General features: G+C 39.2%; 14 protein-coding genes. 13 read left to right on the plus strand and 1 reads right to left on the minus strand.

The features are described from left to right. Positions 1-116: 116 nt before the first annotated feature. The 12 genes from HMPREF9200_RS06030 to HMPREF9200_RS06080 all read left to right on the plus strand — a co-directional run bounded on the left by HMPREF9200_RS06030 (position 117) and on the right by HMPREF9200_RS06080 (position 14463). Complete coding sequence (locus HMPREF9200_RS06030) at positions 117-680, plus strand: redoxin domain-containing protein (RefSeq protein ID WP_009353870.1); 564 nt, start codon at positions 117-119, stop codon at positions 678-680. Between the two features lie 310 nt (positions 681-990). Next, entirely contained in the window at positions 991-1341 is a 351-nt protein-coding gene (locus tag HMPREF9200_RS06035) for a helix-turn-helix transcriptional regulator (protein ID WP_009353907.1), read from the plus strand. 1 nt (position 1342) lies between these two features. Then, positions 1343-2524: a DNA polymerase IV gene (locus HMPREF9200_RS06040; RefSeq protein ID WP_009353910.1), complete on the plus strand. Its 1182-nt coding sequence runs from the start codon at positions 1343-1345 to the stop codon at positions 2522-2524. Positions 2525-2533: 9 nt separating this feature from the next. Further along, positions 2534-3289 carry a hypothetical protein gene (locus HMPREF9200_RS06045; RefSeq protein WP_009353921.1) on the plus strand — a complete coding sequence of 252 codons (756 nt, stop codon included), beginning with the start codon at positions 2534-2536 and terminating at the stop codon, positions 3287-3289. 17 nt (positions 3290-3306) lie between these two features. Continuing rightward, on the plus strand, positions 3307-3474 hold the full coding sequence (locus HMPREF9200_RS08745) for a hypothetical protein (RefSeq protein ID WP_009353909.1): 168 nt from the start codon (positions 3307-3309) through the stop codon (positions 3472-3474). A gap of 3 nt (positions 3475-3477) precedes the next feature. After that, a complete protein-coding gene (locus HMPREF9200_RS06050; RefSeq protein ID WP_009353872.1) occupies positions 3478-4263 on the plus strand; it encodes a sulfite exporter TauE/SafE family protein in 786 nt (261 codons plus the stop codon). A gap of 33 nt (positions 4264-4296) precedes the next feature. Then, on the plus strand, positions 4297-4719 hold the full coding sequence (locus HMPREF9200_RS06055; protein WP_009353899.1) for a hypothetical protein: 423 nt from the start codon (positions 4297-4299) through the stop codon (positions 4717-4719). Between the two features lie 188 nt (positions 4720-4907). Then, a complete protein-coding gene (locus tag HMPREF9200_RS06060) occupies positions 4908-5342 on the plus strand; it encodes a DNA starvation/stationary phase protection protein (RefSeq protein ID WP_009353871.1) in 435 nt (144 codons plus the stop codon). A 237-nt stretch (positions 5343-5579) separates the two neighbouring features. Beyond that, entirely contained in the window at positions 5580-6050 is a 471-nt protein-coding gene (locus tag HMPREF9200_RS06065; protein WP_009353895.1) for a hypothetical protein, read from the plus strand. 13 nt (positions 6051-6063) lie between these two features. Beyond that, positions 6064-8067, plus strand: a complete 2004-nt coding sequence (locus HMPREF9200_RS06070) for a molybdopterin-dependent oxidoreductase (protein WP_009353888.1) — start codon at positions 6064-6066, stop codon at positions 8065-8067. Positions 8068-8281: 214 nt separating this feature from the next. After that, entirely contained in the window at positions 8282-9610 is a 1329-nt protein-coding gene (gene brnQ / locus HMPREF9200_RS06075) for a branched-chain amino acid transport system II carrier protein (protein WP_009353890.1), read from the plus strand. A gap of 248 nt (positions 9611-9858) precedes the next feature. After that, positions 9859-14463: an autotransporter outer membrane beta-barrel domain-containing protein gene (locus tag HMPREF9200_RS06080; protein WP_009353914.1), complete on the plus strand. Its 4605-nt coding sequence runs from the start codon at positions 9859-9861 to the stop codon at positions 14461-14463. A 231-nt stretch (positions 14464-14694) separates the two neighbouring features. Here the strand turns inward: HMPREF9200_RS06080 and HMPREF9200_RS06085 are convergent, their stop codons facing one another. Beyond that, on the minus strand, positions 14695-15723 hold the full coding sequence (locus HMPREF9200_RS06085) for a ribonucleotide-diphosphate reductase subunit beta (protein WP_009353886.1): 1029 nt from the start codon (positions 15721-15723) through the stop codon (positions 14695-14697). A gap of 686 nt (positions 15724-16409) precedes the next feature. Between HMPREF9200_RS06085 and HMPREF9200_RS06090 the strand changes: the two genes are divergently transcribed. Further along, positions 16410-16957, plus strand: a 548-nt coding sequence (locus HMPREF9200_RS06090; protein ID WP_009353905.1) for a type IIL restriction-modification enzyme MmeI, incomplete at its 3' end; no start/stop codon positions are given.

Here is a 16957-nt window from a genome sequence, read left to right on the forward strand (position 1 = left end):
ACAATTCTATATTGATTTTTCTGAAAGTATAGTGTATGATAGATACATAGATTGATTTCATAGTCACATACTCAGTTTGTGCTATGTATAGGTTGTAACAATAAAGGAGATTTAGCATGGCAATCATCGGTAAACAACTACCAGCTTTTGAATTAGATGCATTCCGTAAACCAGAAATTATTAAAGTGAGCAATAAAACTATCGAAGGTAAATGGAGCGTGTTTGTATTCTATCCAGCAGACTTCACATTTGTATGTCCAACAGAATTGGCAGACTTACAAGATCAATACGCAGAATTGAAAAATTTGGGCGTAGAAGTATTCTCTGTATCTGTTGACTCTGCGTTCGTTCACAAAGCATGGTCCGATGCATCTCCTACAATCAATAAAATCGAATACACTATGATATCCGATATTAAACATGAATTAGCTGACTTCTTCGAAACATTCTCTGAAGAGTCTGGCCAAGCGTATCGCGGTTCTTTCGTGGTAGACCCAGAAGGCATCGTTCGTGCCGCAGAAATCTGTGACATGGGTGTAGGTCGTTCTGCTGCTGAGCTAGTACGTAAAGTACAAGCTTGCCAATTTGTTGCAAAACATGGTGAAGTGTGTCCAGCAAAATGGACTCCTGGTGAAAAAACGTTGAACCCAGCAGATCTTGGCTTAGTTGGCAAAATCTAATGTAAATAAACAGCTCCTTTAGTAGTTTTGTGGTTGAAGGCTCCTCTCCCTCTCTCGAATCTTCAACAACACATGATGTACTAATTGAGTGTGTTGACTATATTTGTAAACTTTCCTAAGAACACATCTTAGATCCTTTACTTCCCATAAAGACGACAAAGCTATGCTTTGTCGTTTTTATCTTTCTCAAATTATATAGTTGTATTACTAAAAAGTATCCTTTATTCATTTAAATTATTAGATTTAGTTTAGAAATTTGTATATAATAAGGAGGTAAGGTTACAAATAGAATGCATATAGGAGAATGAGAATGTTAGAAGTTACATACGAACGATTGGCAGGGATTTTTAAAGCCCTTAGCGATGAAACAAGATTGCACATTGTAGACATGTTGTCTTGTAATGAATTATGTGCGTGTGATATTTTGGCTAGTTTTGAGTTATCTCAATCTACTCTTAGTTATCACATGAAAATTTTAATTGATGCAGGTATTGTGAATTCTGTGCGTAGCGGTTTGTGGACACGCTATTCCATTAATGAAGAAGCTTTTGATGAATTTGTTAAATTCTTGCCTGAATTATATAAAACAAAAGATGAGTGCATTTGTGCACAAATCAAATACTGCCGTATTGAGGATGCTCCACAAGCGGTGGCAGAATAATATGAAACGTTGGATTATGCATGTAGATATGGATGCTTTCTTTGCATCTGTAGAACAACATGATCGTCCAGAACTACAAGGTCACCCAGTTATCGTGGGTGGCCTTTCTTCACGTGGTGTGGTGGCTACGTGTAGTTATGAAGCACGGAAATTTGGGGTACGTTCTGCTATGCCTATTGGGAAGGCTAGAAAATTATGTCCAGATGGTATCTATCTATTGCCACGAATGGAACGATATCACGAAATTTCTGATCAAATTCATGATGTGTTGCATCGGTTTAGTCCCTATTTAGAGCCCATTTCTTTGGATGAGGCTTTTTTAGATATTTCAGGATTAGGAAAACTCTATGAGTCTCCTATGGCGGTGGGCCGTGCTGTGAAAGAACAAATTAAGGACTTAACGGGTTTGGTCGCATCTGTTGGAATTGGACCGAATAAGTTTTTAGCAAAACTAGCGTCGGATTTACGAAAGCCAGATGGTTTATATATTATTCCTCATGGGCAAGAAAGCGCTCATATTAAACATTTACCGGTACGCAGGTTGTGGGGCGTAGGGGCTCATATGGAACAAGCATTACAGCGAGGCGGCTTTCATCGGATTCAAGATATTGAACAGTTAGATTCGTATCATGAGTTAGAACCCTATTGCGGTCATCAAAGTGAACGTGTGTATTTGTTGTCTAAAGGCATTGATAATCGTCCTATTGAGTGGAATCGTGAGTTGCAATCCGTAGGCAATGAGCTGACCTATGAAAGGGACTTAATGGATCCAGAGGAAATCGACAATGAATGGCGATATTTTGCGCATCATGTAGCTAAGCGTTTGCGCCAGAAAGGACTTAAAGGTCATACGATAGCCATCAAAGTACGATTGCCAGACTTTACCACTAAAACAAGACAAAAACGATTATCCTATCAGACGGATAGAGAAGATGTATTGTATGAGACAGCCTGTGTATTATATAATAAACTTAATGTACAGGGGCCGTTCCGGTTATTGGGGATTACGGTCAGTGGCTTTCACCAAGAGGTGGAGCAAGAGTCGCTCTTTCAGAGTGAAGAAACAGAGCCAGATCGGTTAGCACAAGTACTAGATACTTTGGAAGAACGATTTGGAGAAGATATTGTTACCACAGGAGCTATGTGGAAACGAAAATTGAAGGATGACACGACATCGTCCTAGGAGGATAGTATGCAACAATATATATTGGACCAGGAACAGATTGAAAAGTTGTTACAAGGCTTGCAAACAGCGTATGGTCATTGCAAAGAAGTACAACAGCAATATGTGGCGAATTTAGAGGCGCACCATATGGAGTCCCCTGAAATGGCTATGGAAGTGGTAGAAGACTTAGAAAACTTTGCTCATATGTTGGCTCTATTGGGAAAACAATGGGAAGAATTACGTGGGCTCCAAAGTATGGTAACAGAGCACTATCTGTATGATATGATATCTTCCTTAGAAGAGACACCAACAGTAGAAGCTGTGGCGGATGAAGGTGTGGAAGGCTATGATGTAGGTGTGGCATTAGGCGTAGATTTTGTGATGGCTGAGCGTTGGCAAGGGGAAACCTTTGCAGAGAAGGTTGAACCGAAGGCGACATCGAGTTCTTTTATGAGTTTATTCAGCAATACCAGCGAAACGAAGCATATTAATGAGTATGACTATGATGACGATGGGGAGGATGACGACCCTAAAGACGATGAAGAGGATGCGGTCATTGAGTTAACGAAATATACTAACAAAAAATCTAACTTGTATGATATGTTTGAGATGGAGTCGTCAACAGAGACAAAAAAACAGCATAAAAAGCGTTGCAAACATTGCACAGAAGATTCTCCCATACCAGAAGAGCGAGACAAATGCTGCATTGTTAAACAAGAAAAAAGAAAAAGAAGGAAAAAAGCAAAGATAAGTCGAAACATAAAAAAGAAGCTCCCTCTGTAGACAAGTGGGCAAAAAAATTGTCTAAATGGGAACGCTATGCAGAAGAGCATGGCGATGCATGGACAGAAAAAGTCTTGCAAAAAGTAGCAAAAAAGGCAGAGAAAAAAGCGGAAAAGCGAGGCATGAAAGCGGTCTTCAAAAAGCATAAGTTAGACCGATTTGCGAAGCTGTCTAAGGAGGATTAAGGTATGGATGTGGTAAGTGTATTAGGCTTTGTATTGCTAGGCGTAGTTGTAGCCGCATTGGGAACCATCATTGGTGCAGGTGGTGGTATTATCTTTGTGCCTGTATTTTTATATTTCTTTCCAGAATGGACGCCAGCTATGGTGGTAGGTACATCCTTGTTTACGGTAACCTGTAATGCCATTTCTGGCACTATTGCCTATGTGAAACAGAAAAAAATTCTCTATAGTGCAGCTATTCTTTTTAGTATTGCTACTTTCCCTGGATCTATTGTTGGAGCTCATGTGGCGGAATATTTTGATGGTAATGGATTCCGATTCTGGTTTGGTTCTTTCTTGCTTATCATGTCTGGCTTTATTGGCTATAAAAATATGAGAAAAGGGGAACGTAAAGAAGAGTCCTTGCAATTAGAAGAGTTGACCTATAATAAAGTGGTAGGTGTCCTTGTTAGTGTAGTGGTAGGTTTCTTGTCCAGTTTGTTTGGCATTGGTGGTGGATTAATCCATGTACCAGCATTAATTTATATGATGGGATTCCCTACCCATATGGCAACAGCTACTAGTCATTTTATCTTGGCTACCTCCACATCTGTTGGTACGCTGACTCACTTTTTGAGTGGGCATATCCATTTTGAAGTGGCTATCCCTTGCGGTATTGGTGCCTTACTAGGTGGTCAATTAGGAGCCTATATTGCAAAACGCTTGCGTGCAAAAACAATTTTGATTGGGTTATCTATTGGGGTTGGTATCTTAGCCTTGCGTTTGATTTACACATCCCACGTATTATTCTAAAAAATAGAGAATAGATTAATTGGAGAGGATTCTATGGGAAAGGGAAAGAAACGAAAACAACACCAACCACAGCCACAACAGACGATTACTACAGCTCGTTTGACTACTATGATTAAATGGATGTTGTTTATTAATCATTTAGCCTTGTGCTGGTTCTTTAATGGTCGGGCTGATATGAGTTTACTAGCTGCTAATATGCTAGGTGGCTTAGCCCTTTGCGGGATTTACTGGATGCGTTTTAAGAAGGAAATGTTTACCGATGAAGATGTAGAGCGTGGCATGCGCTATGTATTGTCCTATATTCTGATGACGATGACAGCTTTCTTTTATACCTTGGCGATGTATCGATCTGGGGAGTTAACGGATACTATGTATCTGATTATTACAGGAGCTAGTTTCTTTGTGTGGTTTTGTTTGTATAGCGCTACACAAGGGTTTATCAAAAAAAGTGAATAATATATACTACAAGTTCTCATTACGTTATAGGTAATGGGAACTTTTTATATTTAAATATTTCGATAAACTATATGAAAAGCTATTGCATTTTATGATTTACTATGCTAAGATATACACATAACAAATAATAATTATTAATTGCTAATTAGAATAATTAGCAAAATAACTGAAGAAAAGGAGAAACAGGTATGAAAAACTTACAAGCAGTCAATCAATATATTGCAAACTTAGCAATTTGGAACATTAAACTTCACAATTTCCATTTTAATGTAGTAGGATCTCAATTTGTGCCAGCTCACAAATATTTAGAAGAAGTCTACGATGTAGCATTTGATTATTATGATGCAGTAGCTGAGCATGTAAAAATGCAAGGTGAAGAACCTGTAGTGCATGTGGCAAAATATTTAGAAATTGCTTCTTTGAAAGAAGAACCAGGCAACAAATTCTCCGTAGAACAAGTGTACAACTTCTTAGTAGGAGATTTCGAATTGTTGAACAAAGAAGCTCGTGCTATCCGCGAAGCAGCTGATGAAGAAGGTAACTTCGGATTAGTGGCTATCATGGAAGACCACATTGCTTACTATGAAAAACAATTGTGGTTCTTACGTGCTACTTTAGGCTAATTCCTCCTGACAGTAACATCGAACCAATCACATAACACTCCCTTATATGTGATAACATCCTGAATATGACAACACTTACAACTATACTATAAACTATACCAAAGGACCCCTGCTCAGGGGTTCTTTTAGTATATAAGGCATACCTTTGAAAGGTGATAAAACGATGTATTGTAAAATTTCATTGCCAGGTGATACAATACAAGTAATGTAAGAGAGGTTGAGAAAGGGGCATAGAGGATGAATCGATTTTTACGACGAGGACAATTACAAACTATAGAACCACAGAAGGATATATCTGTGGTAGAAGACATGGATACGCTGGTGAGTGAAGTGAGTTCGGATGAGTTCTTGGACATGGTGCAACAAGAGGGGACGTCAAAGGATTTGAACCGAGCTATGGATATGGTGGAGATTGAAGAGTCAGAAGAAAACCGTGCACCTTTGGACCCTTATGAAGCAATGACGATTCGTGATTATAGTCAATTGGATGTATTGCCAGAGCATGCTGATGAAGATTATGGTTTTTCTAGTGCAAACGAAACAGAACAGGATCAATTTTTCCATAACAACTACAATGATATTATGGAAGATGAGTTAGAGTATGATCAACAAGAGGCTGATAGTTCTTATGATTACAATTCTGGAGATAGTTTTGACTTCGACTTTGACGTTGACTTTGACTTGTTTGATGACTTTGATAATGACTAGTAAGGAATGAATGATGACGAAGCCCATACATACAAGGACATCAGTATGTCCTTATGATTGCCCAGATGCCTGTGGATTGATCTTGACTATTGAGGGAGACCAGTTACAACGGGTACAAGGTATGAAAGATCACAGCTTTACGAGAGGAACGCTGTGCCAGAAAATGCAACATTACGAACGAACAGTCCACCATAGGGAACGTCTAACAACGCCTTTGCGACGCATAGGTCCTAAGGGAAGCGGTCAATTTAAACCGATTACTTGGGACGAAGCACTAGAGGAAATTGCTCAGCAGTTTCAGCACTGTATCCATACATACGGTTCTGAAAGTATTATGCCCTATTCCTATGCAGGGACCATGGGAATCTTACAAAAGAGTGCAGGGGATCCACTCTTTGCCATACTTGGTGCGACCCGTCAAGATAAGGGGATTTGTTCCCCTGCCAAACGGTATGGTTGGGCTAGTCTTATGGGGAATACCCTAGGGAATCGTCCGCAAGATATACAATATAGTGATTGTGTGGTGCTGTGGAGCCTCAATGCAGTGGCTACGGATGTACATGTTCTACATGATGTGACCATAGCTCGCCAGCGAGGTGCCAAGCTTTGGGTGATTGACACGTACTATACGGAGACAGCGAAATTAGCAGATGAAGTCATTATCATACGACCAGGTACAGATGGAGCCTTTGCGTTGGGTGTGGCCTATGTGCTTGTGGAAGAAGGATTAGTACATGAGGAATTTATTCATCAGTATGTACAAGGCTATGAAGGATTCCGTGATACTGTTATTTCTCAATATCCACCATCGAAAGTTGCTCAAATCACGGGCGTACCAGAGGAACGGATTATCCAGTTTGCTCGTGCTTATGGACAGGCAATGGCGCCATTTATTCGCTTGGGCAGTGGACTATCTCGCTATGGAAATGGAGCGAATACGGTGCGATGTGTAGTGGCACTGCCTGCCTTGGTGGGGGCATACCTACATACAGGAGGTGGACTCTTGTCGAGTGCCTCGGGTAGTCAATTTGTTGGGGGCAAGCGTGTTAGCTGGGAGCGCTTTCAGGTAAAAGAAACACGGTTGAACCCTATGATTCATTTGGGACCGATGTTAACAGAGGCGGACAAGCCACCGATTAAGGCACTCTATGTATATTCCAGCAATCCTGCGGTGACCTCACCGGACCAAACAGTGGTGCGCAAAGGATTGGCACGAGAGGACCTGTTCACGGTGGTACACGAACGGTTTATGACGGATACGGCAAAGTATGCGGATATTGTACTGCCTGCAACGACGTCCGTAGAGCATAATGATATCTATAATTCCTATGGACATTACACCATTGGTTGTGGTTATCAAGCCATACCTCCTGTAGGTGAAAGTCGCTCTAACTGGGACACCATTTGTAGTATTGCCAGAGCTATGGGCATTGATGACCCTGTGTTTGCTATGTCAGAGTTGGAGATGATTGAAGATATTGTGCGACATGCTCCGATTTCAAGAGAAGTGCAAGATAGAATCTTGGCAGGGGATTTTGTGGAAATGGACCTATCCGGTACGTATAAGCTAGAGTACGGTACACCATCTAGTAAGATTGAATTATATAACCCCTTAGAGCGTGAGCCATATCCTGTATATCGTGAAGCTCATGGGGATACAGCGGAGTTCTTCCTCATCAATGGTGCTGATCCACGTATACTAGACTCGTCCTTTTGTGAGATACAAGAAGATACACCAAAGATGGTTGCTCGTATGCATCCTGGTGATGCCCAGCGCAAGGGCGTATGGCACAGTGAGTTTGTGCGCTTGTATAATGAGCGAGGTTCCTTGCGGATTGCCTTAGTCATTGATGATACGGTGCCAAAGGGGACTATTGTGAGTACTGGTGTCTGGTGGCAATCGCAGTCTCATGATACAGAGCATACAATGAATGTATTAATTGCCTCACGATCTACCGATTATGGTTGGGGTAGTACCTTTTATGATGTGAAAGTACATGTAGAGCCCTGCGACTAAAAATGAGTAATACTTGGTTATAGTTAATAGATGTAGTTCTCCTATCAATTATAGGTCGGGTGTATATGCATAATTGGCATAGAAAAAGCCATTTTCTATAAAGAAAATGGCTTTTTATTTTACTTATAATTAGATATAATAAAAAAATAAGCATAAGAAGTGTTTTTATACAGTGTATATTTGTTATTATGGGATGTATTTGAAAGGAGATATTATGTCAGATCATACTCAACTATCGGGGCGAGCCTATATTGCTATCGGCCTGATGCTGTTCGCTTTATTCTTTGGGGCAGGTAACTTAATCTTCCCTGCTACTTTAGGTCAACATGCAGGTACCAATGTGTGGTGGGCCATCTTAGGGTTTATCGTAACTGGTGTAGGTTTACCATTGTTAGGGGTTATGGCCATGGGATACTCCGGCAGCCGTAACGTACAAAGTTTGGCAAGTCGAGTGCATCCAGTGTTTGGGGTCCTATTTACATTGGCATTATACTTATCCATTGGCCCTGCGTTTGCCATCCCTCGTACGGGGACTGTATCCTATGAAATTGCAGTGAAACCATTCTTAGGTGGAGCTGCCTCAGATACAGCACTATCCTTGTTCCTTGTGGGGTTCTTCGTAGTCACATTGTGGCTCTCTATTAATCCGCAAAAATTGGTGAATCGCATTGGTAAAATCTTAACACCAGCCTTGCTACTGACCATCGTGGTATTGATTGTTAAATCTTTGATTACTCCATTAGGCAGCTATGGTACACCGACAGAGTCCTACGCTACTAGCGGTACGGCATTCCTACAAGGCTTCTTAGATGGATATAACACATTAGATGCCTTGGCATCCTTCGTATTTGGTATTTTGGTTATCGAATTTGTAACACTTTCAGGGGCACAAACACGTGATGAGATTACACGCGCCACTATGAAAGCTGGGTTAATCGCCGTAGGTTGTTTAGGTGTGGTGTACATCTTCATTGCTAGCTTAGGCGCTACCAGCGTAGAACAGTTAGGCATCTTAGATACAGGGGCGCCTGTATTGGCAGAATCTGCTCGTTTGTTATTCGGCGATTTAGGGGCCATGATCTTGGCAGTCATCGTATTGTTGGCGTGTTTGACGACGAGTATCGGACTTGTTACCTCTTGTGCACAGTATTTTAGCACACAATTTGGTGGCTTATCCTATAAAGCTTATGCAGTGCTATTCGTATTGATTTCTTTCGGTGTAGGCATGTTTGGATTGAAAACCATCATTACCGCAGCCATTCCTGTGTTGATGTTCCTCTATCCATTATCCATCGCATTGATTGTGTTGGCATTCTTACATCCGTTGTTCAACGGTCGCCAATGTGTATATGCTTGGACAGTAGGGGCAACCTTCATCACAGCCCTTGTATCTGGCTTAGAAACAGCGAGCATAGACTTAGGTAGCCTAGGACAATTCTTTGCTACACAAGTACCAATGCACGGCATCGGTATGGACTGGCTTGTATTCGGCGGCGTAGGATTTGTGATTGGATTGATCCATCGGGCGTTGGTGAAAGCGTAAGGTAGATATAGTATTAATAACTAAATATGGTCTGCATAGTTATAGTTAAATAGTATTTAGCATTTTTATAAGGTCTTCTTTTGATTAGGTTCGTAGAATCTATTGTCATAGAGAAGACCTTTTTGTATGTACTTTTAATGAATACAAAACATTAAAAATGTTGACGGGGGGGGGACATTTGCTATTATGAAGATATCATGAAGACATGATATATTTTTATAATGAATGTCAGAAAGGGAGATTTTATAATGAGAAAAAAACGACTTCGTTATATCATTTTATCTGCTATAGCTGGGAGCGTATTGTTAACACCTGCCATGGCACATAATTATGACTCTTACATTACGAATCCGAGAGAACCAGTTACGTATATTGTGGATGGTAAAGCAAATACTATGCAACTTGCTAAATTAAGTGAATCTGATCCTTATGAAGACTATGATGGTAAGCATGCATTTACATCTACTAATATTGAGGATCGGTTTGAATCTCGTGGAGCAGTGACACGATATACACGACCAAACTATAAAGATGCCGATGGAGCCATGAGTGTCAATCCAATGTCGGTACAATCGATAAACCATCCTAATGATAAAGTAACTTGGGGACCAGATGCGGGTGATTCTAATAAGGATGCTATATTTAATTATGTAGCACTACAAAATGGAACGACTGAGAACGTATACGTTGTTAATCATCCTATGGGTGGAAGTGGAAATGCTAGACTGAATGTTTTAGAAATGTTCAGTGGTGATAATTTGAATGAAATTGCAGCTGTAAATGGTGCTAGAAATGCAATACAAAACCGTGTCATTCTACGAAATGTAGGGCGGTTACGAGATGTCATAGGCGCTGAACTATCTAAAAATGAAGGTGGTAGTGCTATTGATAATGATGTATTTGTAGCTGGTGGACGCGATATTGATATTATTTATGGAGCTAAAGCAGAAAATGGATTTGCTCCAACAGGCTCTTTAAAAAATAATTTAGTGACATTAGGTGCCGGTAAAGTAGTCGCAGCATTTGGTGCATACGCAACTAATAATAATGAAGAAGATTCTTTTTTTCAAGGGAAAGTAGCACCTTTTAATAATAGAGAAGTTATAGGAAACGTTGTTCAATTAGGCACCAATCCAGATGATAAATTTCAAACAGAAGGTCGATCTCCGGCGACCATAGGACAAATGGTAGGGGGATTTTCTTGGACAAATAAAGCTAATAAAAATACTGTGATTATCGGTGAAGGAACTATCGATGGTCTTGGTATGTTCAAAGTAAAAAATGAACAGTCTAAGCACAGTGTTAAGGGTGTAGATGCGAATGGTATTTATACAGATGAGGTATCTTATGATGTGGGAGATAAATCTGGATATAAATATTTCCGTCAATCAGGTAATTACTATATTATCGGTGGTATGAGTGATGTGGAAGCCACAGGTAATACGGTAGATATTAATAAAGCAGAACCATTTGCTAATAAACAAGTTGGTATTTGGGGTGGCCATTATATCCTAGGTGGTTCTACTGGTGATATCAAATCTGGTAATACCTTGAATGTAAATAAAGTAAAAGGAATTACGTTATCTCATTTAGCAAACTTTGAAAACTATAACTTTGATTTACCTGAAAATGCTGTGAATGGAGATACTATCCTTACAGTAACCGATCCACATGGCACAGATGTATCTAATACAAAAATTAATGTAGGTGTATCTGGGGCAGCTCCAGTATTACATAATGGAGATAGCATTAACCTTATCTATAACAGAAATGGTGTGAATACAACAGGTGTTCAATATGGCAAGTTACAACAAGGCGTATCTTTAAGCTATGATATCACTGCTAAAGCAGGAGATGATAAAAAATCTGTTGTTGCTGTAGTAGGTAAAAATACAAGTGGTCGTCCAGCGACAACTAGCATAGATGAGGTTACAACTAATAGTTTGTCATCCTATACTAGTTACTTAGTAAATACTGCTAATAGTACCTCTCAACCAATTAGATTAAATGCGGCCACTGCGTATAGAGATGCTAATGGAAAAATGGTATTTACAACTGAAGATATCGCAAGTCGCATCCAATCTCGTGGGGAAGAAACGAAGTATGAACGTCCTGAAAATGGGGCTGGTAGTATTAGTGTGAACCCAATACATGAATTTGACACAGATGGTCCTAAAACAAGAGTTGAAAGTTGGGGCCCTGAATTTGTAAATGCACGTGGCGGTAATAGTGCTAAGAACAACTATTTAGCCTTACAGGGTGGTGCTAGTAATTATCTCAACTCTGAAGATGTGTTCCATGGTACTAGTGCAGAAGTGTTTACTGCTAATGTTGATGGATCTGGGCACGCAATTGGCAATGTACTAGAAATGTTTGACTCAGCCTATAATGAAGCCTCTGGTGCTGCCTTAGTCACTGGTAGTGGTAATGCGATAAAAAATCAAGTTGTTATACGCACGGAAGGTATGCTAACAGGAGATGTTGTCGGTGCAGCCTTAATAAAATCAGAAAATGACGACTCTAGTAACGAACCAACAGGCAATGCTATTGATAACGAAGTTTTGAGTGTTGGCGATCCTAAAGTGGATGCACTATATGGCGCTATGTCAATTAATAAAAATGCTAAAGGTATACTTAAAAATAATAAAGTTATACTTTTAGGTGGCAGTGCAATTATGGCAGCTGGAGCTAGAGCATCAGTTCTTGATGAAGATGAGACTATATTCCAGGGAAAACATTCTGAATTGCGATCAAAAGAAGTTGAAGGGAACCTAGTTCAATTAGGTGATAAATTAAACCCAAAACCACAATCAGAGGGAAAAGAAGATCCTACTGTAGGACAAATCGTTGGTGGATTCTCTGCTACTAATAAAGCTAATAAAAATAAAGTAATTATTAATGATGGTGCAATTAAAGGCATTGGGATATTCAAGGTTAAAAATGAACAATCTAACCATAATATTAATGGCGTAGATGCCAATGGTATTTATACAGATGAAATTACCGATGGTAATGATAATACGGTATATAAATATTACCGTCAACCAGGTAACTACTACATCATCGGCGGTATGAGTGACGTAGAAGCCACAGGTAATACTGTGGATATTAATAAAGCAGAACCATTTGCTAATAAACAAGTTGGTATTTGGGGCGGCCATTATATCCTAGACGGCTCTACTGGAGATATTAAATCTGGTAATACCTTGAATGTAAATAAAGTAAAAGGAATTACGTTATCTCATTTAGCAAACTTTGAAAACTATAACTTTGATTTACCTGAAAATACTGTGAATGGAGATAGTATCCTTACAGTAACCGATCCACATGGTACAGATGTATCTAACACCAAAATTAATGTAGGTGTATCTGGTGCAGCTCCAGTATTACATAATGGAGACAGTATTAATCTTATCTATAATAGCAATGGTGTGAATACAACAGGTGTTCAATATGGCAAGTTGCAACAAGGCGTATCCTTAAGCTATGATATCACTGCTAAAGCAGGGGATGATAAGAAATCTGTTGTTGCTGTAGTGAAAGCTGCTTCTGAGGAAACTCCGACTCCAGAAAAACCATCTACAGGTGATACAACAAAACCAGTAACGCCAAGCACGGGTGATACAACAAAACCAGTAACGCCAAGCACAGGTGATACAGTAAAACCAGTAGTACCAAGTACAGGTGATACAACAAAACCGGTAACACCAGTAGCACCAAGTACAGGTGATACAACAAAACCAGTAACGCCAGTAACACCAAGTACAGGTGATACAACAAAACCGGTAACACCAGTAGCACCAAGTACAGGTGATACAACAAAACCAGTAACACCAGTAGCACCAAGTACAGGCGATACAGCAAAACCCGTACCACCAGTAGTACCAAGCACAGGCGATACAACAAAACCAGTAACACCAAGTACAGGTAATGTTCCTGTAAAAGTATTGCCACAAACTAAATCTTTAGTGGAAACTAGAACAGCTGTTTCTGGCTTTATTAACAATGGACAAGATAGCATTACTAAAGCATTTGCAAATCATACTGGTGAAACTTCACCAATCATTGCTGGGATTAACCATGATCGCATGAAAATGGAAACAGGATCTTATGCAAATATTAAAGGATCCCATGTTGTTTTAGGTTTATCTAAACAGTCAGGAAGAACATATTGGGGACCATTCTTAGAAATGGGTTGGGCTCGTTATGATAGCCATTTGGATTCTGGTCTTCGTGCAGAAGGAAATGCAAAATACTACGGTGTTGGTATGTATGCAAAAACAACCCTTGACAATGGGGTATATGTAGAATCTAGTGTACGTGGTGGACGTACGAATTATACCTATGAAAGCAATGAGTTAGTAACAGCTTCTAGCAATGTTCATGCTTCTTATGATGCGCATAACAGCTACTATGGTGCACATTTAGGACTTGGAAAAGTAGTGTCTTATGGTAATCAATTAGAAGGCAATGTATATGCTAATGTATTCTATAGCCATCAAGGAGAGGCAAATGCTACTCTTACAGGTAAAGGGCTAGGTGAAACATATGCGTTCGATAGTGTGAATAGTGTTCGTACACGCTTAGGATATAAAGTTTCTAAACATATGAGCAATCATAATACATGGTATTTAGGTGTTGCTTATGAACGTGAATTCTCTGGTGAGGCACGTGCAACTGTTAAGGGATTAAGTACATTAGCTCCTTCTTTAGGTGGTTCTAGCGGTCTTGTAGAAGCTGGCTTTACATATGGTAGCAATAGAGATGCTTTTAGTGCTACGCTTAATGTTGAAGGCTGGTTTGGTCAAAAACGTGGGGCAACTCTCGGAGGAAGCATTAATTGGAAATACTAATCACGTTACGTTGGTAATCTAATATAAGAATATTAGCACTAGTTATATATAGCTAGTGCTAGTTTTCGTTCCTATTTTAGCTGAATGATGTATAGTAAATGTATTACTAGTTACATATTAGAAGGCTGAGTCATTAAGTTCTTTAATTTATAGATGAATAGAGAAAAGAAAAAGCTACACGGTAGAATATATCTACGTGTAGCTTTTATGTATATAAGCTTATAGGCATTATTACTCCAAATCGTCGAAATCGAATGCAGCAGCTTTTGTATAGTTTGTAACTTTCGCCTCAAAGAAGTCAGTTTTTGTGCTGTTTAAGTTGGAGAAACTTTCAATCCAAGCCATAGGATTTTCCTTAATCTCTGGATATAACGGTTGCAAGCCGATAGAATCAGCACGTTGGTTTGCTAAGTATTTGATATAGCGCTCGATTAATGTGTTGTTGATGCCAAGGATTTTGTCATCTGTAATGTATTGACCCCAAGCGATTTCATTCTCTGTACCTTCGCGAAGCATTTGTGTTAACTCAGCTTCTAATTCAGGAGTGAATAGTTCAGGGCGTTCGATGCGAAGCTCACGGATAATATTTTGGAACAATACTAAGTGAGTCACTTCGTCACGGTTGATGTATTTAAAGATTGTGGAAGTTGCGGTCATTTTACCTTGGCGTGCCAATGTGTAGAAGAAGCTAAATCCAGAGTAGAAATAGATGCCTTCTAAAATATAGTTAGCCATGATAGTGCGGATTAAATTGTGCTCCGATGGCTCATCACTAAAACGTTGGTAAATGTCAGCGATGAAGCGGTTACGAGCCAATAAATGCTCATCCGTACGCCACTCATCATAAATGCGGTCACGAGTAATTGGATTCGTTACCGTATCTAAAATGTAAGAATAGGATTGAGCGTGAATTTCTTCTTGGAAGGCTTGGATATTCAATAAAGAAGCCACTTCGGATGCCGTAATATAACGGCTCAAGTTTGGCAAGTTCTCGCTTTGAATGGAGTCCAAAAAGTTTAAGAAGGAAATAATTTTGTCAAACGCACGGCGCTCGCTGTCCGTTAAATAAGGGAATTGCTTAATATCTTCGTTCAAAGAAATTTCTTCAGGAATCCAGAAATTGTTCAGCATCGTGCGATACAATGTATTCGCCCAATCGTACTTAATACGATTCCATTCCCGTAAATTCGTCGTATTACCGCCCACCATACTTTGCGTGCCACGGTCACCATGTTCATTAAAAATCAGTTTCTTTTCCATGAGATATCTCCTATGTGTCTAGGTGAAAGTCAACATAGGAGATGACATTCACTAATACAATTATATAATATACATTTTGCCCTCTTAGGGATTATTTTTATTATACTAAACAGGGATAAAAGTTTCAAATTTTTCTATCTAGTATATTGGCAGAAAATACGAATAAACATCATAATATTTATGTTATACTAAAAGTGTCACTATACCGATTCCGTGACAGGAAGGAGGTGTACCTTATGCTTGATTTAGTTATCCTGTTAATTGTTTCTATCATGGCAAATGTAATTAGTTATTTCATTTGCAAATGGCTAGATAGTAACAGTAAATAGTGGCTGGCCTATTGTTATTTTATCGGATAACAAGCAAAAAGCACAGGAGTACCAGTCCTGTGCTTTTTTGTGTACCCTACGCTAGAATACGTTTCCTGTTAATTTAGTACGCCTTTATTATAGCATGATAGTAGAGATATAGGAAGAGGAAAGTAGTCTTTGTTACTAGAATAGTAGCAGATAATAAAAAGTGGCAAAATGGATCGCAATAGCTTTCAGTAGAGTTAGTATCAGATACGCATATGATATAATAGAAGCAATGATATAAGAAAGAGATACATTGAATCGGGTGCGAGTAAAAAGAATATCTACATATAAAAATTTAGATGATGGCAGTTTTCTATAAAGGGATATATTATGCAATTAACACTGAAGCAACAAGAGAAAGCAGCAAAAGAGTTTACTAAGAAATGGGAAAATAAGGGTGATGAAAAGCAGGATACACAAAGGTTTTGGATGGAATTATTACAAACCGTGTATGGGGTGGAAAATCCTGCTGATATGATTTGCTTTGAAGAACGTGTGCAACTGGAGCATACTAGCTATATTGATGCTATGATTCCCGCAACACATACACTGATTGAACAAAAAAGTTTAGGGAAGGATTTACATGCGCCTATTCGTCAATCAGATGGTACTGAATTAACACCAGTAGAGCAAGCAAAACGGTACGCAGCTAACTTGTCGTATAGTAAACGAGCTAGATGGATTGTGAGTTGTAATTTCAAAGAGTTTCATGTATTAGATATGGAACGACCTAATGATTCAGTGGAAATTATAGAGTTGAAAAAATTAGGGACTGATTTTTATCGGCTTAACTTTTTAGTAGATGTGAAAAGTAGTCATATAGAACGAGAGATGGAAATCTCAAAAGGCGCTGGCGAATTAGTTGGTAGATTATATGA

It is taken from the genome of Veillonella sp. oral taxon 780 str. F0422, assembly GCF_000221605.1.
Lineage (GTDB): Bacteria > Bacillota > Negativicutes > Veillonellales > Veillonellaceae > F0422.

Excerpts from the sequence above, each read along its gene's own strand:
- HMPREF9200_RS06065 (WP_009353895.1), top strand. The coding sequence starts at position 5,580 with ATGAATCGATTTTTACGACGAGGACAATTACAAACTATAGAACCACAG.
- HMPREF9200_RS06040 (WP_009353910.1), top strand. The coding sequence starts at position 1,343 with ATGAAACGTTGGATTATGCATGTAGATATGGATGCTTTCTTTGCATCT.
- HMPREF9200_RS06045 (WP_009353921.1), top strand. The coding sequence starts at position 2,534 with ATGCAACAATATATATTGGACCAGGAACAGATTGAAAAGTTGTTACAA.
- HMPREF9200_RS06050 (WP_009353872.1), top strand. The coding sequence starts at position 3,478 with ATGGATGTGGTAAGTGTATTAGGCTTTGTATTGCTAGGCGTAGTTGTA.
- HMPREF9200_RS06055 (WP_009353899.1), top strand. The coding sequence starts at position 4,297 with ATGGGAAAGGGAAAGAAACGAAAACAACACCAACCACAGCCACAACAG.
- HMPREF9200_RS06085 (WP_009353886.1), bottom strand. The coding sequence starts at position 15,723 with ATGGAAAAGAAACTGATTTTTAATGAACATGGTGACCGTGGCACGCAA.
- HMPREF9200_RS06070 (WP_009353888.1), top strand. The coding sequence starts at position 6,064 with ATGACGAAGCCCATACATACAAGGACATCAGTATGTCCTTATGATTGC.
- HMPREF9200_RS06035 (WP_009353907.1), top strand. The coding sequence starts at position 991 with ATGTTAGAAGTTACATACGAACGATTGGCAGGGATTTTTAAAGCCCTT.
- HMPREF9200_RS06030 (WP_009353870.1), top strand. The coding sequence starts at position 117 with ATGGCAATCATCGGTAAACAACTACCAGCTTTTGAATTAGATGCATTC.
- HMPREF9200_RS06080 (WP_009353914.1), top strand. The coding sequence starts at position 9,859 with ATGAGAAAAAAACGACTTCGTTATATCATTTTATCTGCTATAGCTGGG.
- brnQ (WP_009353890.1), top strand. The coding sequence starts at position 8,282 with ATGTCAGATCATACTCAACTATCGGGGCGAGCCTATATTGCTATCGGC.
- HMPREF9200_RS06060 (WP_009353871.1), top strand. The coding sequence starts at position 4,908 with ATGAAAAACTTACAAGCAGTCAATCAATATATTGCAAACTTAGCAATT.